The organism is Propionivibrio sp. (assembly GCF_016790145.1).
Taxonomy (GTDB): domain Bacteria; phylum Pseudomonadota; class Gammaproteobacteria; order Burkholderiales; family Rhodocyclaceae; genus Propionivibrio.
The window spans coordinates 36767-55732 of sequence record NZ_JAEUOI010000175.1; the positions used below are offsets into that span (position 1 = coordinate 36767).

Sequence of the window (18966 nt, forward strand, 5' to 3'; positions counted from 1 at the left end):
CTAATTGGGTTTCAGCACATGCGGCTGTGCTGCGGGCATGGGCTCCCGGCTTGCCGGCGGAGCGCCAAACGCTTCGGGATTGTTTTCTCTGCCAGGAGCGGCTCCGTCCGGGGAACCGGGTTGCTGACCAAAAGCAGCCGTTGGCGGCTCGATGTTGTCGGGCGCTGCGAATGGTGTCGCAACTGGCGCTGCGACTGGTGCCGAGATTGGCGCCGCGATCGGCTCCACGACTGGAACGGCCATATCTTGCGCGATCGGCGTGGTTCTCCCGCCCGCCCCCCCTGAGCTCATTTCCAGCGACCTGGCTCCTGGCGTCTTGATTTTCAACGGTGCCGAGCCAATGGCCGATTCGGTGCCCGAGGGCAGCGCCGGCTGCCCGAAATCCGGGCGATGTATATTGCGCAGGACGCGTGGCGTGATGAGCAGGATGATCTCGCTCTTGATGTTTTCGTCGCGCTGGGTGCCAAACAAACGACCGAGGATCGGCATCTCGCCAAGACCGGGCAGGTGGGCGGTACTTTTTCTGTCCTGGTCGCTGATCAGGCCGGCGAGTACCTGGGTTTCGCCATTCCTGAGACGCAGCACGGTCGTTGCACTGCGCGTGCCCAACTGATAGGCAAGCGATCCGGAGGGTCCGGGCACTTCCTTGACGATGTTGCTGACGTCCAGCCCGACCTTGATCGACACCTCGTCGTCGAGCGTGACATTGCATTCGACGTCGAGCTTGAGGCCAACGTCGAGATAGCTAACCGAGGCGGAAACACCGACGTTGGCGGTCGAGGTGGTAGTAAATACCGGCAGCTTTTCGCCGATGTGGATCTTGGCTTTTTCGCGGTTCTTGACGCGGATGCGCGGGTTGGCGAGCAGATTGGTGTCGGCGTTATTGCCCTTGATATTGAGCATGAGGGCGGGGTTGGCAACAAAACTGGTCAGCGGAAATGCGTTGTTCAGGTTGATATAGCCAGGCGCCAGCGTACCGCCGGGCGTTGTGCTGATACTCTGCGGCACGCCATTGACCAGCACCGTCGTCGTCTGCGGCGCCTGCAGCAAGCCATAGCCTACCGAATCCGGCCATTTCACGCCCAGCTCGTTGAGACGGCTGCGCGAGACTTCCATCACCTCAACTTCAAGCATCACTTCCGGTTCGGCCAGATCGAGAGAGTCGATCAGGCGTTCGATCAGGCGAATGGCATCAGGTGTATCCTTGACGATGATCAGGTTGAGCTTTTCATCGGCAAAAACGTCCTTGCTTTTGGCTACCGTCTTGATCAGATTCTGTGCCTGCTTGACGTCGGTATTGGCCAGGTAAAAGCTGCGCACCACCAGTTCCTGATACTCCTTGGCCTTGGCTGGCGTATTCGGGTAGATCAGGAAGCTGTTTTCGTTGAGTAGCCTTTTTTCCAGCTGGTTGGTGGTCAGGATCAGCCGGATGATGTCCTCGAGCGGGCTGTTGCGGACGAAGAAGGTGACTTTGCTGTCGCCCTTGACGTCCTTGTCGAAGACAAAGTTAAGCCCGGACGAGCGGGACAAAACCTCAAAGACCGATTTCAGGGTGGCATCGCGAAACTCCAGCGCGACCGGTTTGGCCAGTGCCGCCTTGACCGCCGGATTTGATGCCGGGCTGTTTTCCTTTTCGCGCTTCTGGTCGATCTGCTCTTGCAGGCGCCGCGCCAGCGGGTTGAGCGGATCCTGCCCGCGAACGGTACGCACGATGCGTTCGGCCCCCATCACGTCGCCCTTGTTGAGCATCTGTTCGGCCTGCCGTAACTGCGCGAGGTTGCGCCGGTCGACCGCGATCTGTTCCATGGCCTGCATGGCCCGGACATTGTTCGCTTCTATCGTCAGCACCCGCCGGTAGGCCTCTTCGGCGGCCTCCGGCTGTCCGGAGGCGCGCAGGCGTTCGGCGTCGCTCAGATAGGAATCGATGGTCTGGCCCTTGTTACGAATCAGCGCGGCCTTGATTTCCGCATTGCGTGGCTCGTCCTGAACCGCTTTTTCCAACGCGGCGATGCCCTGTTCCCGGTTGCCGGCGGCCATGGAATCAAGCCCTTGCTTGTAAAAGGGGTTGGCGCAGCCTGCCAGCACGATGGCCAGCAGCAGGTAAATCGAGCACCGTCTCAGGCAGGCTTTAAATCCGTGCAACATTGTCAGTATCCATCGCAAAAGCTTAGCATGTTATGAACAGAGCGTTACAGATGTGTGAACTACAGATATTGATAGGCGATCATTTTTGCAGTTCGGGTTCGTCCTGTGCTCTTGCCAGTCTAACCCGACTTAAGAAAAACTGGCGGGCTGTCCCGTCCGAGCGACATCCTGCAAAAGCTAGCATCAAATCGTCTCTCGCAACAAAAACAAAATCTGATTGAAATACAGGGCTGTCATGATCGTTGCCTCACAACACATAAGAATCTCCGCTGTAGCGGAGCACGCTCGACCTTGCGATTTGGGGATTCATGAACGCAGCATTTTACATACTAACGGACGAGGAGCAGGAAAACCTGCTGCGCGCCATCGAGACCTCACTGCAGGTCAGGCGGCGCCATCAGTTCTACCTGTGGACGCAAGGCCCCTTGCAGGCCTTCATTCCGCACAAAATTCTGATCAGCCTGTTTACCCGTGACGGCAAGGAGGTGATGGCGATGGATCGCTTCAACTCATGTATCGTCAGCGAGCAGACCTTCGAGGAGGTCTGTGATAAGGATGATGGACTGGTAATGCAGGCCATGAGCGCCTGGCGTGAAGCTGGCGAATCGCCCATCCTGATGGCACCTGGAAAACACTTGCCGCTGGCACTCTATGAGCGATTTGGTCACCGGCTCGAAGGTATCAATTTCGGCAGCGCTGCCGGGCATGGCAGTGCGCCCGTCGATGGCAGCGGTATCAACAGCAGTTTTTTCTTTTTCGCGCAAATGCCTAACAATCTCACGCTGCGCCACGCCTATTTCATCGAATTGCTGATGCCGAACATTCACATGGCCTTCCTGCGCACGCTCGGACGGAGCGAGCGCGTGGCGCTCGGAGTTGACGACAGCATGTGTTTTTACGACCTGGGCAAGACAGTGACCGAGCGCGAACTGGAAATCCTCGTCTGGGTGCAGGAGGGCAAGAGCAACCAGGAGATCGCAACTTTCCTTAACATCAGCCCGCTCACCGTCAAGAACCACGTGCAGAAGATCCTGCGCAAGCTCAAGGTACGCAATCGCGCCCAGGCTGTTTCCAAAGCCACGGCGATGAGGCTCATCGTCGGTTACAACGGCTCGGCCTGAATCCGCACCCTTAGCGGATGAAGCCGGTCATGGTAAAAACGCTCAGGGGAATGACCATGAAAAAAACGAAGCAAAATGATTCAGACAGACCAAGGCCGCAAAACGAACACCTGCGTCAGCCACAAGCCGAAATGCCGCGCCAGCGCGCTGAAGGACTTGTCGAGTGCCTGTTCGGCAAAATGATGCATTTGTCTTTTGTCGTCGAGCATGGCGCCAAAGTCTGGTGCGAAAGGAGCTGTTCTTGAGGGAAATGACCCACTTGCTTCTGTTGGCGCCTGTCAACAGCGGGGCGAAGCGACGCGCTGGCGAAAGCCTGTCATGACCCGCACTTCAATGCGGCCACCTTTGCGACCGGTGCTGGCGCGCGGCCTGCCCTTCGCCTGCTACATTGTTTTTCTGGTCGTGGCTTCATCGCTGCCTACGTTGCAAACCGAAAGTGAGCTGGCGTCCGGATTGCCAATCGATCTGCGCTGGCTCTATGCCATGCAGATTACGCTCGTCCTCGGCATACTGGTGATTTTTCGTCGCGACTACCTTGAGCTGGAGGTGCCCAAGTCGGTGCGTTTCGCCGACTGGTGCTTGTCCCTGTTGCTCGGGGCAGGTGTTTTTGTGATGTGGATCAATCTCGACAGCGGCTGGATGACGCTCGGCGAGGCCAGGTCAGGCTTCGTACCGACAAACGATGCTGGCAAAATTGACTGGCCGCTGGTCCTTGTCCGCATTTTTGGTGCAGCCGCCGTGGTGCCGGTGATGGAGGAGCTTTTCTGGCGTTCATTTGTGCAGCGCTGGATCGATCAAAAGGATTTTCTGGCGCTGGCGCCGGCTGCAGGCAGCCTGCGTGCCCTGCTGCTGACTTCGCTGGTATTCGGTTTCGAGCACGGCCTATGGCTGGCGGGGATCTTCGCCGGGCTGGCCTACGGCTGGCTCTACCGGCGCAGCAGCAGCCTGTGGCCACCGATTGTGGCTCACAGCCTGACCAATCTCCTGCTCGGGGTCTGGGTGGTGCGTACCGGACAGTGGCATTTCTGGTAGGCGGCAAGTGGCGCGGAACCAGGCTGGCTGGCGCCGGACTCAATCCAGGCCTTTATTCGCTCGATAGTGCTGAAAGAATCATTTCGCTGTCATCACCCGGAAAGAATTAGCTGGAATGATGCAGGCACCGCGGATACTGATTCCGCATTTCTGAAAGGAAGTTTCCATGTCAAGGAGTGAAATGATTGCTGTATTGGTCAACGATACGGTAGAGCGAATGGTGGACTTGCGCCAGGTCTTCTGGTTGCAGGGCATTCTGGAAAACGGATTTGCCGGGTTCGCAAAGTGGTCGGATGATGAGCTACGCCGGGAATTGAAAGGGCGTGGCATCGATTCAGACAAGACGGGTGACGAAGCGGGCGAGTGCGACTCTGACGAGCGCGAGGAAGGTCACGAGTTCCTCCGGCTCGCCGGCCATCTGGGCTCGAATAGTCAGCTTCACTATCTGAACGACTAGCCCGGCATGCGGGGCTACTTTGCCCCTTTCATCCTTTCGCTAGCGGGGCGCCGGGGAGTTGTTCTTCGTCCTCCGGTTCGACGAGTGGCTTTCATTGTTGCGCCCGCCGCACTTCCGGTCTGGCTCGAATTTTTGCCAGCATAGTTTAATGGCGCGATCTCAAACCAATGACATCGACCGGCTATTATTCAGAGCACGTCACACCGGCGGAGGCCGGTATCCAGAATGGTACCCCGTTACTGGGTCACAGCTATTGCCCCGAAGGTGTCAGGGCCAAGGGCTCAAATACCCTTGTGGTGCGCCGGGACGACGCGTCATCTCATTTTGCTATAGTAGAAGATTGGGCAATGCCATTGCAAGCATTGCCCGTTTGATTGGTGAATTTGCAATCCATCAGCCTTGGCGACACTTAGCCCTTGTCTGCCGCACAGAGCTCAGTGGTCCTGCGGTTCTTCAGCAACTTGCAGCGCCTGGATGACGTTGTCAACAGAAAGTGCGGCAACTTCCTGAGCGGAGCTATCACTGATTTCACCGGGGCCGGCAGCTTGTTGGCCGGCATTTTCCTGCCCGATCCTTGACCTGCCGCCCAACTCTGCCGGCGCGATGACGGTCGATCTTGTCCTAGCCGCCAGTTTGTTTTTTTCCTGGGGCATCGGCGGCGGTGCAATATTGCTGAAAATCTCGATACCATTTTCGTCCTGTGAGACATAAATCTCGTTCTCGGGAAGTTTCTCGGCGACAGCGGCAGACGAAATCAGGGCGAACAGAAGGCAGGCTGTTGTGAATCGGCGGGGCAAGGTCGGTGGCATGATTGGAATCATAAAAAAACCCAGCGCCGTGAAGTTCAGGCGCTGGTTAAAGTACAGCAGGGAGGAGGTTTCAGTGCGAACGGCGGCGACGGGGCATGAAGCCGAACAGGCCGAGGCCAGCGAGCATCAGCGCGTAGGCATCGGGTTCGGGTACGGCAGAGACCGACATATTGTCATAGCTCTTGCCACCGGCCAGCAGTACGGCACTGACATTCGTCCAGGTACCGGTACTCTGGATCAGCAGTCCCGGATTTTCGTACTGGGTGTACGAAAACTGCGCTCCGGCGATTTCGTGGCCGGTGCTGTCGAGGAAGGCCATGTAACTGCTGCCCGGATAGCCAAATTTCGACATGTCCTGCTGAATGGAGAACGACGCGATGGTCTGTGGTGCGGAGAACATTACGAGGATGGGTTGGTTGTCGTTCCACAGCACATTGGGTAGCGAAACTGCGCTGCCGTCGTTCTTGGCCAGCACGTTGCCGTAAGTGGTCGTCGCGTCGATCCAGTGGAATGTGCCTGTCAGATCGCCCCAGGCATCGACGTCGTCCACCGTGCCTGCATTGCCGAAATGGATAAGTGAGGCGTATGAGCCCAGGGCCGTATCGGCGACACTGCCGGAGGCGACATTGTCGAAGTTGAAGGAGGCCGAGAAATTGGCAGCGGACGCCGTTGCCGAGGTGACCACAAGGGCCGCCGCCAGCATCGTGGCACGCAGACTGAAAAGATTCTTGCGCATGGAGAAAATCCTTTGTCAGGTTGGATTACTTGGCGCCGCCGACGGCGATCTGGCCAAGCTTGAAGAACACGTCGGTGTTGTCGAACACGCCGGTGAATAACGATGCACCGCGACCGTAGGCCGACAGCGGGATATCGGTCGCGGTATGCACCGCCTGCTCGCCAGACACCTGACCGGACACCAGATAGCCGGTGCCTGAATTGCGCACATTCGGATTGGCCGGATAGGTGTTCAGCGGTGCACTACCGACAAAGGGCTGCTGCGAATCCTGGGTTGGCTGCGGGTTGGACTGCCAGGTTTCGTAACGGTCGGCGTTGGCACCGTAACCGATCAGCATCTTGCCGCTCACGTCGGTGCTGGCCGGATAGCCGTCGGCGTTGATCGTGTATTTCGGGAACTTGGCGTCCTGATAAGTCAGAACGCTGGTCTTCGCCGCACCGCCACCGCTGTAGGCGCCGATGATGGCTGCTCCGGCACATTCATGGTCGGCGGTGACGATGACGATGGTGTCGGGATTGGTGCTGGCGAAGTCCTGGGCCTTCTTTATGGCCCGGTCGAATTCGATGGTTTCAAGAATCCAGCGGTCACTGTCCATCAGGTGGGCCTGCTTGTCGATCGAAGCCGCTTCAACCATCAACACGAAGCCGTTGGCGTTGTTCTTGTTGAGTACCTGCAGTGCCTTGTCGGTCATCTCGTCGAGCATCGGCTGGTCGGGGAAGCCGTAGTCGTTCACGATGCTGGAGGCACCGCGACGAGCGTTGATTTTGTCGAAGGCCACGTTCATGTTGGAGAAGCTGAAGAGACCGAGCAGCTTGTCGGGAACGCCGGCGGAGTCCATCGCGGTCTTGTCGGCGGCATAGGTGTAACCTGCGCTCTGGAAACTGGCGATCAGATCGCGTGACGCGTCAAGCGCTCCGGCTGCGGCGCCCCAGCCGGCAACGATGTCACCTGGCAAAACGTAGTCGGAAGAGTTTTTGCGCTGCGAACCATTGACCGGCTGCGGACTGGTGGTGTTGGAGGGGTTGCTCAGGAACCACTTGCGACCGCCGCCCATGAGAACGGTCAGGCCGGTCAGATTGCGGTCGTCAAGGTACTGGTCGACGATGCCGGTACCGTTGCCACGGTTCGAGGTGTGCACGGCGTTGGCCGCCGGCGTGGCATCGAACACGTCGGCGGTGGTCACGATACCCAGCGTAGTCCCCTTGGTGCGATGCAGGAATTCGGAAAGGTACTCGACGCGCGGGTTATCGAAAGCATCGCTGGTGTCATCCGGAAAAACGCCCTCCTGATTGTTGGCCGCCTTGTTGCCGTTGACGTAGTTGGCCATGCCGGGCGCCGAGTCGGTGACGATGGAGTCGAGCGAAGAGGTCATCACCATGCCGGTGACGGGGAAGGTGTCCATCGCCAAACGTCCCTGGGCCTTGCCCTGGGCATAGCCCTTGACCATGATGCGGGCGGCTGTGCGGTGGGCGGCGCCCATGCCGTCGCCGAGCATGATGATGATGTTCTTGGCCGTGCGGCCGTTGTTGGGAATGATGCCGACGACTTCGAAGTTGCCGCTGCGCTCGACGACAGCGCCGTCACTCTGCGTGGCTTTGGCGGTCAGGGTGTGCATTCCGGCAGCGGAGTTGGAGTAAGCACGAATCGAGGCAGCAACGGCACACGGTACGCTCGCCGTGATGGCCGTAGCGGGCAGCATCCCCTTGTTGCCTGATGCGACCTTGTCGCTGCAGGTCGCACCGGCAGTAACGGTGCCGACGCTCACACCATCAACCTTGAATTCGACCGACGAGATAGCCTGGCCGGCAATCGGCTGCACCGTCGCTTGCAGGTCAAAGCGCTGGCCGGGCAGGAAGCGCGCCAGCGTGCTGGCGCCGCTAACGATGGGGTTGGACGGCGGCGTCAGGCGGGAGATGGTCAGCGTGGAGGGGGAGGCGGAAAAGGCCGCGCTGGCCATTGAGGCGAGTGCGGCGCTGATCATGAGATGCATGCAGTTGCGTGTAAATGCGGGCGTGTTCATATTGACGGCTCCTAGACAAATGTGAGGTTGGGGCGGCGGGGAAACGTTGCGGGATTATTTTTGCGGCTGGCCGGCAAGCATCAGTCGGGTCAGATCCGGGTCGAGCTGCATGCGTACTGCCGAGACGTGGCCGTCGGCCTCTTCATGCGGGCCGACACTCAAGGTTCCGGTCAAGCGCAACAGACCGGGGAAAAATGGAATCGTTCGGCCTTCCGGTTGAGCGGCATGTACGAATATGACACTGGCCGGAAGATCGTCGGCCAGGCTTTCGTCTTCGTCGCCGAGCGTGACGGGCACGGGCGACAGGATAAAGGCGTCGGCCATGGGTGTTTCATGGTGCGCCATGAAGCCGACGATGCGCACACGTTTACCGTCAAGCGAGATCAGTTTCTCGGTGGGTTCGAGGCCGCGCGGGCCGACCGGCAGGCGGAAGAATTCGCGGAATTTCAGGTCGGTCATTCCCTCCGGCGCGGGGCCGGCATCTTTAATTGCGCTGATTGCCGCCGGGACTTCGCTGACGGCTTTATCTGCTTCATTGGGCTGCATGCCATGGGCCTGGACGTTTGCGGCGATCGCCAGATAGCTCGAGGCCAGGATCATGAAGCGTTTCAGATGCCTGCGTGTAGCTGATGATTGGTTCAATTGCAACTCCTTGTCTGAAAAATTGTGCTTGCCAGAGAAACACGCTCCGTGGAGGGTGCCTCGTGCAAGAATGAAAGGCATCATAGCCCGCTGAAATGAAGCTTTGATGTATCCCGATTGCTTTTCGCATAGTCCGATCAGACTATTCGCCAAGAGCATGATTTTTTCGCCAAACTGCCCTATTGGTTGCTGGACAGCCAGTTCAGCAGGTCTTCGGCCGGCATCGGCCGGGCGTGGTAATAGCCCTGAATTTCGTCGCAGGCCGAGGCGCTGGTCAGTTCATATTCGGCTGCCGTTTCAACGCCTTCGGCTACCGTCTCCAGCGAAAGACTCCTGGCCAGGGAGACTATGGCCTGGACAATGGACTCGTTGGCCGGAACGTTTTCGATACCGCGAATGAATGACTGGTCAATCTTCAGACGATCGATCGGAAAACGCTGCAGGTAGCTGAGATTGGAGAAGCCGGTGCCGAAATCGTCAATGGCCAGCTTGACGCCAATGCGCTTGAGCTCGCGCAGCGTGTTCAGCACATCGTCGGCATGATGCATGGCATTGTTTTCGGTCAGTTCAAGCTCGATATGGCACGGATCGATCCCGGTTTCCTGAATGATCCGGCGCACATTTTCGGTGAAGTTCCTGCGCCGGAACTGCACCGCCGAAATATTGATTGCCATGCGTAGCGGCGGGTTGTGGCACAAGGCCCAGGCCCGTTGCTGACGACAGGCTTCGCGCAATACCCAGTTGCCGATGTCGATGATCAACCCGCTCTCTTCGGCAATCCTGATGAAGGCTGCAGGCGAGAGCAGGCCTCGTTGCGGGTGCTGCCAGCGGATCAGGGCCTCGACACCGATGGTCTTGCCGCTCGCCACGCTGACCTGAGGCTGGTAGTGCAGCACCAGTTCGTTGCGGGCAATTGCATGTCTGAGGTCCGACTCAAGCGACGAATGATCCATCAGTCCCATGGCCAACCCCGGTGCGTAACAACGGAATGCATTGCGACCGCTTTGTTTGGCCTCGTACATTGCGGCGTCGGCTTTGGCCAGCAGGCTGCTGCTCTCCGTCTCGTCGACCGGATATATTGCAATGCCCAGACTGGCGGTAATGAATATTTCTCGCTCGAGTATACTGAAGGGCAAACGGAAATAATCGACGATTCGTCGGGCAGTGATTTCCGCCTCGCGGGCATCGGGCAAATTCACCAAAAGGACGGCAAACTCGTCTCCTCCGAGTCGAGCCACCGTATCGTTGCAGCGGATGCAGGACTCCAGCCGCTCGGCCACTGCTTGCAGCAGGAGATCGCCAAAACCGTGCCCCATGGTGTCGTTGATCTGCTTGAATCGATCCAGATCGACAAACATCAGGCCGACCTGCGTACCGTTCCGTTTTGCTTCACGACAGGCCATGTGCAGACGGTCGTTCATCAGCATGCGATTGGGTATCCGGGTCAACTGGTCGTAGTGGGCCAGGTAGTAGAGTTCATCCTGTTTGCGCTGGGTGATGCTGTTGAGCAGACTATGACCGTTGGCAATACCAAGATACTTTTTTTCGTCGGTGACGATGAAGCCGCTGACCATGTGTTGCATTCCGGCGTCGATGATGATCGCCGCCACGTCGTCGATGCTGGTGGCCGCGTCAACCACAATCGGCCTGTTGTTGATCGCCGGCGCAATATCGACAATTTGCGAGAGGGGCTTCCTGCCGAAAACCTCAATCGAATAGGTGCGACTGAAGTACTCAATGTAGGCGTGCCGCTCAATCAGGGCGCGCGGCACGCTCGCCTCATCGATCACCGGGATCGCATAAATACTGGCGTCCTGCATGAACAGATTCAGGACATCGCAGCACAGCGCCGAGCGGGTAACGGGTGGCAGCATCCGATGCAATTGCCTGACCGAAGGCGCCACCTGCATATCCTTGAAATCAAGATAAGCATTCCTGGCAACACTCGGTTTTGATAAATTTTCGTACGGCAAAGGACTCGGCGAATTGCCGTGGGCATGGTCCAGGCCAGCTTCACGTTTTAACATGATTACCCTGTTGAAATTGAATGACAAGTTTCACAGTTTTCTGTTACAGCCTGATGACAGGCCTTGGCTGATCCGTTGGTTCGTGGAACTGCGATTGATGTGGCAATAATTCCTTGTACAGGGTTGACAACAAAAGGCCCGGAACTGAATAGCTCCAGGCCTTTTGTTGTTACCGGGTGCTTGATCAATCAGTAGCTGAAATCACGGCTTACGTCGATCTGCGACGGTGTCAGGCCGCGCAAGGTCACCAGTGGCGTGAAAACCGCCGGGCCATTCGGGCCATCGCCATCGACCTGAACGCTAACACCGCTATTGCTGGCGATGGCGCGTACCCAACCGTCGGCGAAGGGGTTGCTGCCCCGGTAACCGATACTGGCGAGCAGGCTGCGCAGATCGATACGATCCTGGCCGGGGGCGAAGTCGGTGATCGTATCGATGCCCTCGTTGAGACTGCGATAGACGAACACGTCCTTGCCGGCGCCGCCGCTGAGTACATCGCCACCCAGGCCGCCGTAGATGATCTCGTCAGCCGTGGTTCCTTTCAGCACGTCGCGATTTCCGCTGCCGTCGATACGCTTCATCAAGTGCAGGCCGACGATGACCGGGTCGTGATCGGAAGCGCGATACGGCGTCGCCGAATACAGGTCCTGTAGCTTGAACTCGGTGTTGTAGTCGATGACCGATGGTTCGTCGGCATTGATGTGCCATTCGCCGATGCCGGTAACCTGGTCGGTCAGGCTGGCGCTGGCCAGGGCGTGATCGAGATAGCCACTCTCACCGTCGAAGGTGTAGGAGTAAGGATCGGCAATGTAGCGGGCGATGAGATTGGTGAGGCCGCCGCCAGTCAGCGTGGTGATCGGATTTTCCATGCCGTAGGCGTTGAGATCGCCGATCACCAGCACGTCGCCATCGCCGGACTGGCTCTTGACCGTCTCGATGAAAGTGAGAAGCTCGCTGGCCTGCTGCACCCGGCGGGCGTTGAAGCAGCTCTGGCCGTCACCCTGGTCGGTGTCGGAGCCGCTGGCGCCGTCACAGCCCTTGGACTTGAAATGGTTTACGATCAACGTGAACTTCTCGCCGTTGCCCGCCTGGAAGGTCTGAGCCAACGGCGGGCGATTGTGGATCGGATCGTTGTCGGAAAACGCCTGGCCGACCGGGGTGAGCGCTGCCAGCTTTTAGATCATGGCGACGCGGATGGCATCACTGCCGGTGCTGCCGCTGAGGTTCGTAATGGCCGCATAGATGTTGCTGCCATAGGCCGCATTCAGTGCGTTGGCCAGATTCTGCACGGCGACGACCCCGTTGTTCTGGATTTCCATCAGACCGACGACGTCGGCATTGACGGCTTTTATCGCGGCGACGATCTTGGCTTGCTGGCGGGCGAACTCGGAAGCATTGTCGGCGCCGCGGCAATTGGCGGCTGACGTTGCGCCGCCGAGGGTACACCCCTGGCCGCTCTGGCCATCGCTCGTCTTGCCGTCGGTAAAGGTGGTGAAATAGTTTAGTACGTTGAAGCTGGCCACCTTGATGCTGCCGCCGACGCTGGCGGGAGCCGCCGTGCGCGTATTGTCACGGCTGAACACCGGGATCGCCGTAGGATGCAGTTTGTAGTCGCGCTGGCCGGTGCCGCTGGAGGTGATCAGGCCATGGTCGATTATGCCGGTCAGGTCGTGCACCGTGTCACCGGCGCGCAGCGTGTTGTCGGCACCGATGTAGGGAATCGGGTTGGGGTTCTGGGCGCTTGAACCATCGTCGAGGACGATGCGGCGGCGCGCATTCCCGTCGGCCTGGGCGAAGGCTTCCGGCGAGCCGGGTGCGAAGTGGTTGGTCGGAATTTCCATGCGGCCATCGGCGGCAAGGGTGACCTGGCCGTAGCGGCCCAGGAAATAGTTCTGCGAGACGGTCAGTGGGGTGACGATGCGCACCAGCATGCCCTCGTAGCGTTCCAGCTCGCCTTCGACGGTTTCCGGCAGCACGATGTCGGTCGGCGCCACGGTGAAACTGCTGCCCAGCACCTGCACATTGGTCGGGCCGGTCAGTTCGGTAACGGTGCTGAACTCCGCCACTGTCGCGGTAAGGCGTAGTTTCTGGCCGACCGTCACGCTGTTGCCCGGGGCATAGACGAAGATGCCGTCGGAGGTGGTGACGTTGCCGTCGCCGCTTTCATCCTGCAGGTAGTAGCCGCCCAGATTGGGGAAGACGGCAGAAACGATGCCTTCGGTGGTCACGGTCTGGTTAACGAGCGGGCTGGCGCTACCGTCACCCTGGATGTCGTAGATGCGGGTGACGGCCGCGGCCGGCTGGACCGTGACGGCGACGGTGCACGTGGCGCTCTGCGCCTCGTCGTTGTTAAACAGCACCGGCACGCTGTAGTTGCCGGTCGCCACACTGGCGGCGACCGAGACGCTGGCTGTGGCGCTGCCGCCTTCACCGGCGGCAGGGGTGATCGAATCAAGCGTAATACCGGGCGGCAGGCTGCCGTTGGCGACAATGCCATTGACCGTGCTGTCGGCATCGCTGGCGCTGATGGCTACGCTGCCGCCTATGCCCTGATCTGCGACAAGGGCGGGGCAGGAAGCGACGATGGGCTGGTTGATTGCGACTCCACCACAAGCGGACAAGGGGCTGGCGCTGTTGCGCGGCGCCGGAGCACCGGTTTCGAAATCAGCGCTGTTGGTGTTGCTGTCGATGCAGCCGCCGGCCTTGCGGAAAATAGCCGTAGCGGCGGACGGGGCGGTGGCGGCAGAACCCTCCGCGAAATTGGCGTTGCCGAAACCGACCAGATCGACGATCTGGGCGAGTTGGGCTGTTGAGCACGGCGTGGAGCCGCCGTTGCAGCCGAGGCCGGTGGCGGAGCTGACCAGAACGACCTTGCCGGCCGTTCCCGACATGTTTTGCGTACCACTGGCGTCGGCGCTGATCAGGGCGATGCCGTTGGTACCACCACTGGCCTGCTGGACAAGGAAATACTGCCCAGGCAGCAGCGAAGTGCTGGGCAAGGCAACCACCGCATTGGCGGCAAAGTTGCCAGTACCGGTAGCGCTGGCGTACTGCACGGACCAGCCGTTCAGGCTGACCGTGCTGTTGCCGGCGTTGAACAATTCGACGTAATCGTTCCTGTACGTCGCTCCGCTATTACCGCCGGCGCCGTAAATCTGGCTGATGACCACCGGGCCGGCGAAAGCGACTGAGGAAGTGAACAGGCCGGCAGCCACAAGGGCAGCGAAAATCCGCCTTGGTACGGGCGCGTCGGGAAACCGGGTGTTATTCATGGGAATTCTCCGTTGTATTCGGCCCGCGCACACGGAGGCGCAGGCCGGCGAATAAAGAACGCCCCCGCTGTTCGGGCGGAGGCGTTGGCAGTGGCGAGGACTTAACGAACCACGCGACGGCGGGCGATTGCGCCAATCAGCCCAAGACCGGCCAGGAAAAGGGCGTAGCTTTCGGGTTCCGGGACGGCCGTTATGGTGAAGGCGGTGGTATTCGGAACGCTTGTCGCATAGCTTCCATCGGTGGTATCGACCGTCCAGTTGGCCGCGTTATTCACCAGAGCCCTGTAGTTAACGAAGCTGGTCTCACCGTTTCGGCTGCCGTTGTACTCGGCGTAATCCGGAGTGGCTGAGGTAGCATAGGTATTCAGACGTATTGCGTTGTCACCCTCGGTCAGGCCGGTGCCATCCAGTGGACCATTGGAAGTAAAGCTGCCGTTGGTAATGGCGGAGAGGAAGGTAGTCGGAGTGGTTGCAGCAGTTCCAAGGTAGGCGTAAATCGTTTCGTTGGAGTTGGCGATGCCCCAGTTGGAGCTTCCGGACACGGTAACGCGACTAAGGGTGCCTACGGAAGAACTGAGCGTGGTTTTGTCGTACGCACTGAAGCGTACGACGGAGCCGGCTGCGATTGCGCTGGAACCGCTGTTCCATTGGTTAAAACTTTCACCGGTATTAAATGCGCCGCTGACAAACTCGTTGTCGGAGAAGTAAATGTTGGTATTGGCTGCGATGTTGGTGAGAGCAACGAAAGACAGACCATCCTCGTCCGCATTGAAAGAAGTGAAGGCGATGTCGCCGGTATTGAGTGCAGCGTGGGCGCTGACGCCGGAGGCGGCGAGCAGGACAGCAAGCAGAGTTTTTCGGATCATGGTTTTCCCCAGGCTAAGTTGTATGGTGGACCTTGGCTACTCGCATTTCAATTGCGAGGCTGATTCCGAGCTTAGGAGGGTAAAGTGACAATCATTACCTCGTGCATTGCAAGAATCATGATCCGAATGGACTAGTCGCCCCTGTAAATGATGAGGGATTTCCTGTTTGCCGGCGCTCTTTGTCCAGGTCGCGTTTTCCATCTCATGGACCGGAAAAATTGCCCAATGACCAGACTGCCGATTATGAATTATCATGTTCGATGATACTGAACTGAAACTTTCGGGCAGGCTGAAAGCATCATGCAGCAATGCATGTAGCGAATCAGTGCCAATCACCCTGTTGGTGGATCAAGGAGTGAAGTATCGCTTGTCAAAATTCATCGGCTAATACCTGAATGGAATGAACACATACGGTGCGATGGCGACCCAGGCCAGCACGGCAACCCAGAAACGTCATTCGAGCAGATTGTAGTTGGCGAGCAGCTTGGACCATGAACGGCCGCCAACATAATGAAAAAATAGAAACGCGAAGGCAACAGTAAGCGCCATTAAAAAACAGTCCGATGCAAAGCGCTCTGAACTGAATCTGGCGGATAACGCCGCATATAACCCCAATGACGATGCCCAATCATAAGATGCCAATGGTATAATAGATCAGGTGGGAGCCAGATTCATCGATGTATTTGCCAAAAGCGAACTGGCGAATGGCAGCATTTCCAGCGAGACCGCCAACATCACAATCCAGGTAATCAGGTATTTCCACATGCTCGATCACCTGCACCAATACTGCTTGTAGCTGACGCCGCACCGATCTGGGCATATCCGGCCATGGCTTCTCCGCAGAACGCAGCCCGGCTGCATTGACGTTTGGGATTTGCTTCGAATAGCAGCGACCAATTATAAAGAAGTACGCATAAGTCATGCCTGCAGGTACGTTGAATGCTTCCTCATAACCGGCTTTGCTGGCGGCATCGAAGGAGCATGCTTGCAAGGTCAGTAACCCATACGGGAACGATGTCGCGGAAAGAATAAACGTTGCTCTTGAAAGTATTGCAACAATCTGGACCCCCATGCCAAGATCTTTTGCCATTGGCTAAACCGATGGTATGAAAGTTAAGAAGACAGAGAACCACTCTCGTCAGATTGTGGCTTCTGAAGTCACGCTCAATAAAAGGAGGAAATGATCTGAATGGATCATGATAAATGGCAGTGCCGAACGTCACCGTGTAACAAAGCCATAGGATGATAAGCACGTTGCCCGATGGACACTCTGGTTCGTAGGCAGCCCCGACCATTTACTCATCAACACGAGCGAGAAACGACCATGAAAATCCTGAAATGTGCTGCTGCGGCCCTGGCTGTGGCATTTGCTTCTGTTCCGGCAGTTGCCGGGACTACTCTCACACCCAATCTCAAAGCCAGTGCCTTTATCACCGAAACTGGCGACAAATCTTCCTTCAACTGGTCCGTCGATTTATCCCCCTTGCTGACCTTCAATTCCACAACCGGAGCAATCGGCGTCGTCGACAAAACATACAATGGTGTCAATCTGAACAACGATTCCGGCGGCTGGGCCTGGAAGACGCAGAATATCATCAACCCTGGCGACGGAAAGATTATCGCCACCAAGGAAGGCTGGCGCTGGAACTCCTGGGATCACCAGGACGGTACAAAGAACACAATCGAAAACGCAGGCAACCCTTGGCGCTCGACGTTCATGCTCGACGCCGTCGGTGGCAACGTTGATCCAATCATGACGTACGGCTTTTCAGCAAAGAACAACACGGCCTTCACCCAGACCTATACCTTTGCCATCGGCGAAGCCATCGTACCGACGATTTCCGGTGCCTATACGGTCTACGCCGATATCGCCGGCAGCCTGACCAACGGCGTCGCCGGCTCCAACGTCCAGATCACTCCGGTCAATGCCAAGTTGCAGACACTGCGTCTGTCCACCGACAACGGCACTACTTTCGTCAATGCCGGCGTCGATGTCGGCATTGCGGCGACCAATGGCACCGCAAAGGGGTCTTACACCTACGGCCCCTTTGCGGCAAATAACAGCGGCAGCGGCAGTTACAACTATTGGGAAATCGAAACCAAGTTCAAGCTCAGCGGTGGTAACGATGTCGCTACGATGAGCGGTTACGCTGAAATCACCCCGGTTCCAGAACCCGAAAATTTCGCCCTTTTTCTGGCCGGTCTCGGCCTTATCGGCGCCATCGTGCGCCGTCGCGACAGCCACGTCAGACGCTAAACCGGCTGTCGAACGCTAAACCGGCCCGCCGATCGGAGGGCCGTTTTCTTTTTCAAGAGCAGTGCTATTGGCGAATGAGTTGCCCTCACCTGAGCGTTGCACAATGAATTTAAAAGTATATTTTCATTGATCTCGCATAGTTAAGGATGATCGACCGTTACGACACAGGAAAGGGAATGCAGAACCGTGTATTCAGTTGTGAGAAACAAGGCGGTTAAGGATTCACTCGTAACGTAGTCCTGGCCGAGTTTTTCCATTCTACAAAATATAGTAGCGCCATGAAACCCAGACTAGATCAATAGTGCCGCCGGCTGAAGCGGAAAATTTTACAGGCCCCGGACTTTGGTGCTCATAAAGGATACCAATGCGGACAAGAACAATCGTCAGATTACGGGATGGTAGCCTGGTTCTGACTCGATCAGCTGCGCAGCGGACATTGATTCGTATCTGCAAAAAGCCGCTGCTAGGTACAGTTCCTCAGACTCACAGCCTGAGCAGCTCCAGCCGTGCCAGAAGTTCACTCGGGTATTCGATTTCGGTGTGTACGGCTCCTGCGTAGAGAGCACCCTCGTTGCCGTCGAGCGTCAGCAGTTCGCCCTCATGCAGCCTCGTATCTCCTAGCGTGATGGTGCGTGCGTCCTCGTCGATTTGCAGTTCCGCGCAGCCGACGAGACAGACCTTGCCCAACTGACGCGCCACGTCGGCGGCATGGGAGGTACGCGCGCCGCGCTGGGTGAGCAGACCGGTGGCCGATTCGAGAGCGCCGAGATCGCTGGTCTCGGCGTCACGACGAACCAGAATGACCGGCACGCCGGCACCGTGGCGAGCGAGGGCACGTGCTTCGTCGAGCGCTACTTCGCCGCAGGCCACCCCGCTGCTGGCACTGACGGCCCGCGCGAGCGGCGCCAGTAGCGCACCATTCCGGGCGACGATGCGGGGCAGCGCCAGCGCGTCCCGGCCCAGCCCGGCAGTGCGCTCGCGCGCGAGATCAGCCTCGATCAGGCCTGCGTCGAGCATGTCAAATGCCATGCGCGCGGCGGCGTAGGGCGTGCGTTTGCCGGCGCGGGTCTGGAGCATGTACAGCCGGGCGTCCTGGACGGTGAACTCGAAATCCTGCATGTCGGCAAAGGTGTTTTCGAGTCGCCGGGCAGCATCCTGCAACGCCAGCCAGACTTCCGGCAGGACAACAGCCAGTTCGTCATGCCCATGGGCACTGCGCCGCCCCGACACCACGTCTTCGCCCTGCGCATTGAAGAGAAAATCCACCCACAAGGCTGGCTCACCGGTGGCCGGGTTGCGGGTGAAACCGACGCCGGCGCCGGATTGCCCGCCCGAATTGCCGAATACCATGCTCTGCACGGTGACGGCCGTCCCGATCATGTCGGGTATGCTGTTCAGGCGTCGATACTCGCAGGCCTTGGCGGACTGCCAGGAGGCAAAGACGGCCTCGATCGCCCCCGCAAGCTGCTGTCCGCAATCTTGCGGGAACGGGTGGCCTGACGCTTGCGCATAAACTTCGAGAAATCGATGCGTGAGTTCCCTCAACTCGGCAAAGTCGAGCTCGCGTTCATCGCGCGTGCCG

At 58.3% G+C, this 18966-nt stretch carries 16 protein-coding genes; 4 read left to right on the forward strand and 12 right to left on the reverse strand.

Annotated features, from left to right (window positions below):
* Positions 1-2145, reverse strand: a complete 2145-nt coding sequence (locus JNM42_RS14455) for a secretin N-terminal domain-containing protein (RefSeq protein WP_294271504.1) — start codon at positions 2143-2145, stop codon at positions 1-3.
* Between the two features lie 308 nt (positions 2146-2453).
* Between JNM42_RS14455 and epsA the strand changes: the two genes are divergently transcribed.
* Positions 2454-3266, forward strand: a complete 813-nt coding sequence (epsA, locus tag JNM42_RS14460; protein WP_294271507.1) for an XrtB/PEP-CTERM-associated transcriptional regulator EpsA — start codon at positions 2454-2456, stop codon at positions 3264-3266.
* 80 nt (positions 3267-3346) lie between these two features.
* On the opposite strand, the gene JNM42_RS14465 is transcribed toward epsA, so the two are convergent.
* Positions 3347-3475, reverse strand: coding sequence for a hypothetical protein (locus tag JNM42_RS14465; protein ID WP_294271509.1), 129 nt, complete (start codon positions 3473-3475; stop codon positions 3347-3349).
* Between the two features lie 109 nt (positions 3476-3584).
* On the opposite strand from JNM42_RS14465, the gene JNM42_RS14470 reads away from it, so the two are divergent.
* The gene (locus JNM42_RS14470; protein WP_294271514.1) at positions 3585-4298 is read left to right on the forward strand and encodes a CAAX prenyl protease-related protein; all 714 of its coding nucleotides are present in this window, start codon (positions 3585-3587) and stop codon (positions 4296-4298) included.
* 181 nt (positions 4299-4479) lie between these two features.
* Complete coding sequence (locus JNM42_RS14475; protein WP_294271517.1) at positions 4480-4755, forward strand: hypothetical protein; 276 nt, start codon at positions 4480-4482, stop codon at positions 4753-4755.
* Positions 4756-5189: 434 nt separating this feature from the next.
* On the opposite strand, the gene JNM42_RS14480 is transcribed toward JNM42_RS14475, so the two are convergent.
* The 9 genes from JNM42_RS14480 to JNM42_RS14520 all read right to left on the reverse strand — a co-directional run bounded on the left by JNM42_RS14480 (position 5190) and on the right by JNM42_RS14520 (position 16217).
* Positions 5190-5564 carry a hypothetical protein gene (locus tag JNM42_RS14480; RefSeq protein WP_294271519.1) on the reverse strand — a complete coding sequence of 125 codons (375 nt, stop codon included), beginning with the start codon at positions 5562-5564 and terminating at the stop codon, positions 5190-5192.
* Between the two features lie 70 nt (positions 5565-5634).
* Entirely contained in the window at positions 5635-6300 is a 666-nt protein-coding gene (locus JNM42_RS14485) for a PEP-CTERM sorting domain-containing protein (protein WP_294271522.1), read from the reverse strand.
* Positions 6301-6325: 25 nt separating this feature from the next.
* Positions 6326-8320, reverse strand: coding sequence for an alkaline phosphatase (locus JNM42_RS14490; protein WP_294271525.1), 1995 nt, complete (start codon positions 8318-8320; stop codon positions 6326-6328).
* 54 nt (positions 8321-8374) lie between these two features.
* Positions 8375-8962: a hypothetical protein gene (locus tag JNM42_RS14495; protein ID WP_294271527.1), complete on the reverse strand. Its 588-nt coding sequence runs from the start codon at positions 8960-8962 to the stop codon at positions 8375-8377.
* Positions 8963-9141: 179 nt separating this feature from the next.
* Positions 9142-10989, reverse strand: coding sequence for an EAL domain-containing protein (locus JNM42_RS14500; protein WP_294271530.1), 1848 nt, complete (start codon positions 10987-10989; stop codon positions 9142-9144).
* A 188-nt stretch (positions 10990-11177) separates the two neighbouring features.
* Complete coding sequence (locus JNM42_RS14505) at positions 11178-12095, reverse strand: type I secretion C-terminal target domain-containing protein (RefSeq protein WP_294271533.1); 918 nt, start codon at positions 12093-12095, stop codon at positions 11178-11180.
* A gap of 69 nt (positions 12096-12164) precedes the next feature.
* A complete protein-coding gene (locus JNM42_RS14510) occupies positions 12165-14261 on the reverse strand; it encodes an ExeM/NucH family extracellular endonuclease (RefSeq protein WP_294271536.1) in 2097 nt (698 codons plus the stop codon).
* Between the two features lie 101 nt (positions 14262-14362).
* Positions 14363-15127, reverse strand: coding sequence for a PEP-CTERM sorting domain-containing protein (locus JNM42_RS14515; RefSeq protein WP_294271541.1), 765 nt, complete (start codon positions 15125-15127; stop codon positions 14363-14365).
* Between the two features lie 628 nt (positions 15128-15755).
* The gene (locus tag JNM42_RS14520) at positions 15756-16217 is read right to left on the reverse strand and encodes a hypothetical protein (RefSeq protein ID WP_294271544.1); all 462 of its coding nucleotides are present in this window, start codon (positions 16215-16217) and stop codon (positions 15756-15758) included.
* A gap of 234 nt (positions 16218-16451) precedes the next feature.
* On the opposite strand from JNM42_RS14520, the gene JNM42_RS14525 reads away from it, so the two are divergent.
* Positions 16452-17384 (forward strand): PEP-CTERM sorting domain-containing protein, encoded by a 933-nt coding sequence (locus JNM42_RS14525; RefSeq protein WP_294271547.1) that lies wholly within the window; start codon positions 16452-16454, stop codon positions 17382-17384.
* A 483-nt stretch (positions 17385-17867) separates the two neighbouring features.
* On the opposite strand, the gene JNM42_RS14530 is transcribed toward JNM42_RS14525, so the two are convergent.
* On the reverse strand, positions 17868-18966 hold a 1099-nt coding region (locus JNM42_RS14530; protein ID WP_294271552.1), incomplete at its 5' end, for a PEP/pyruvate-binding domain-containing protein.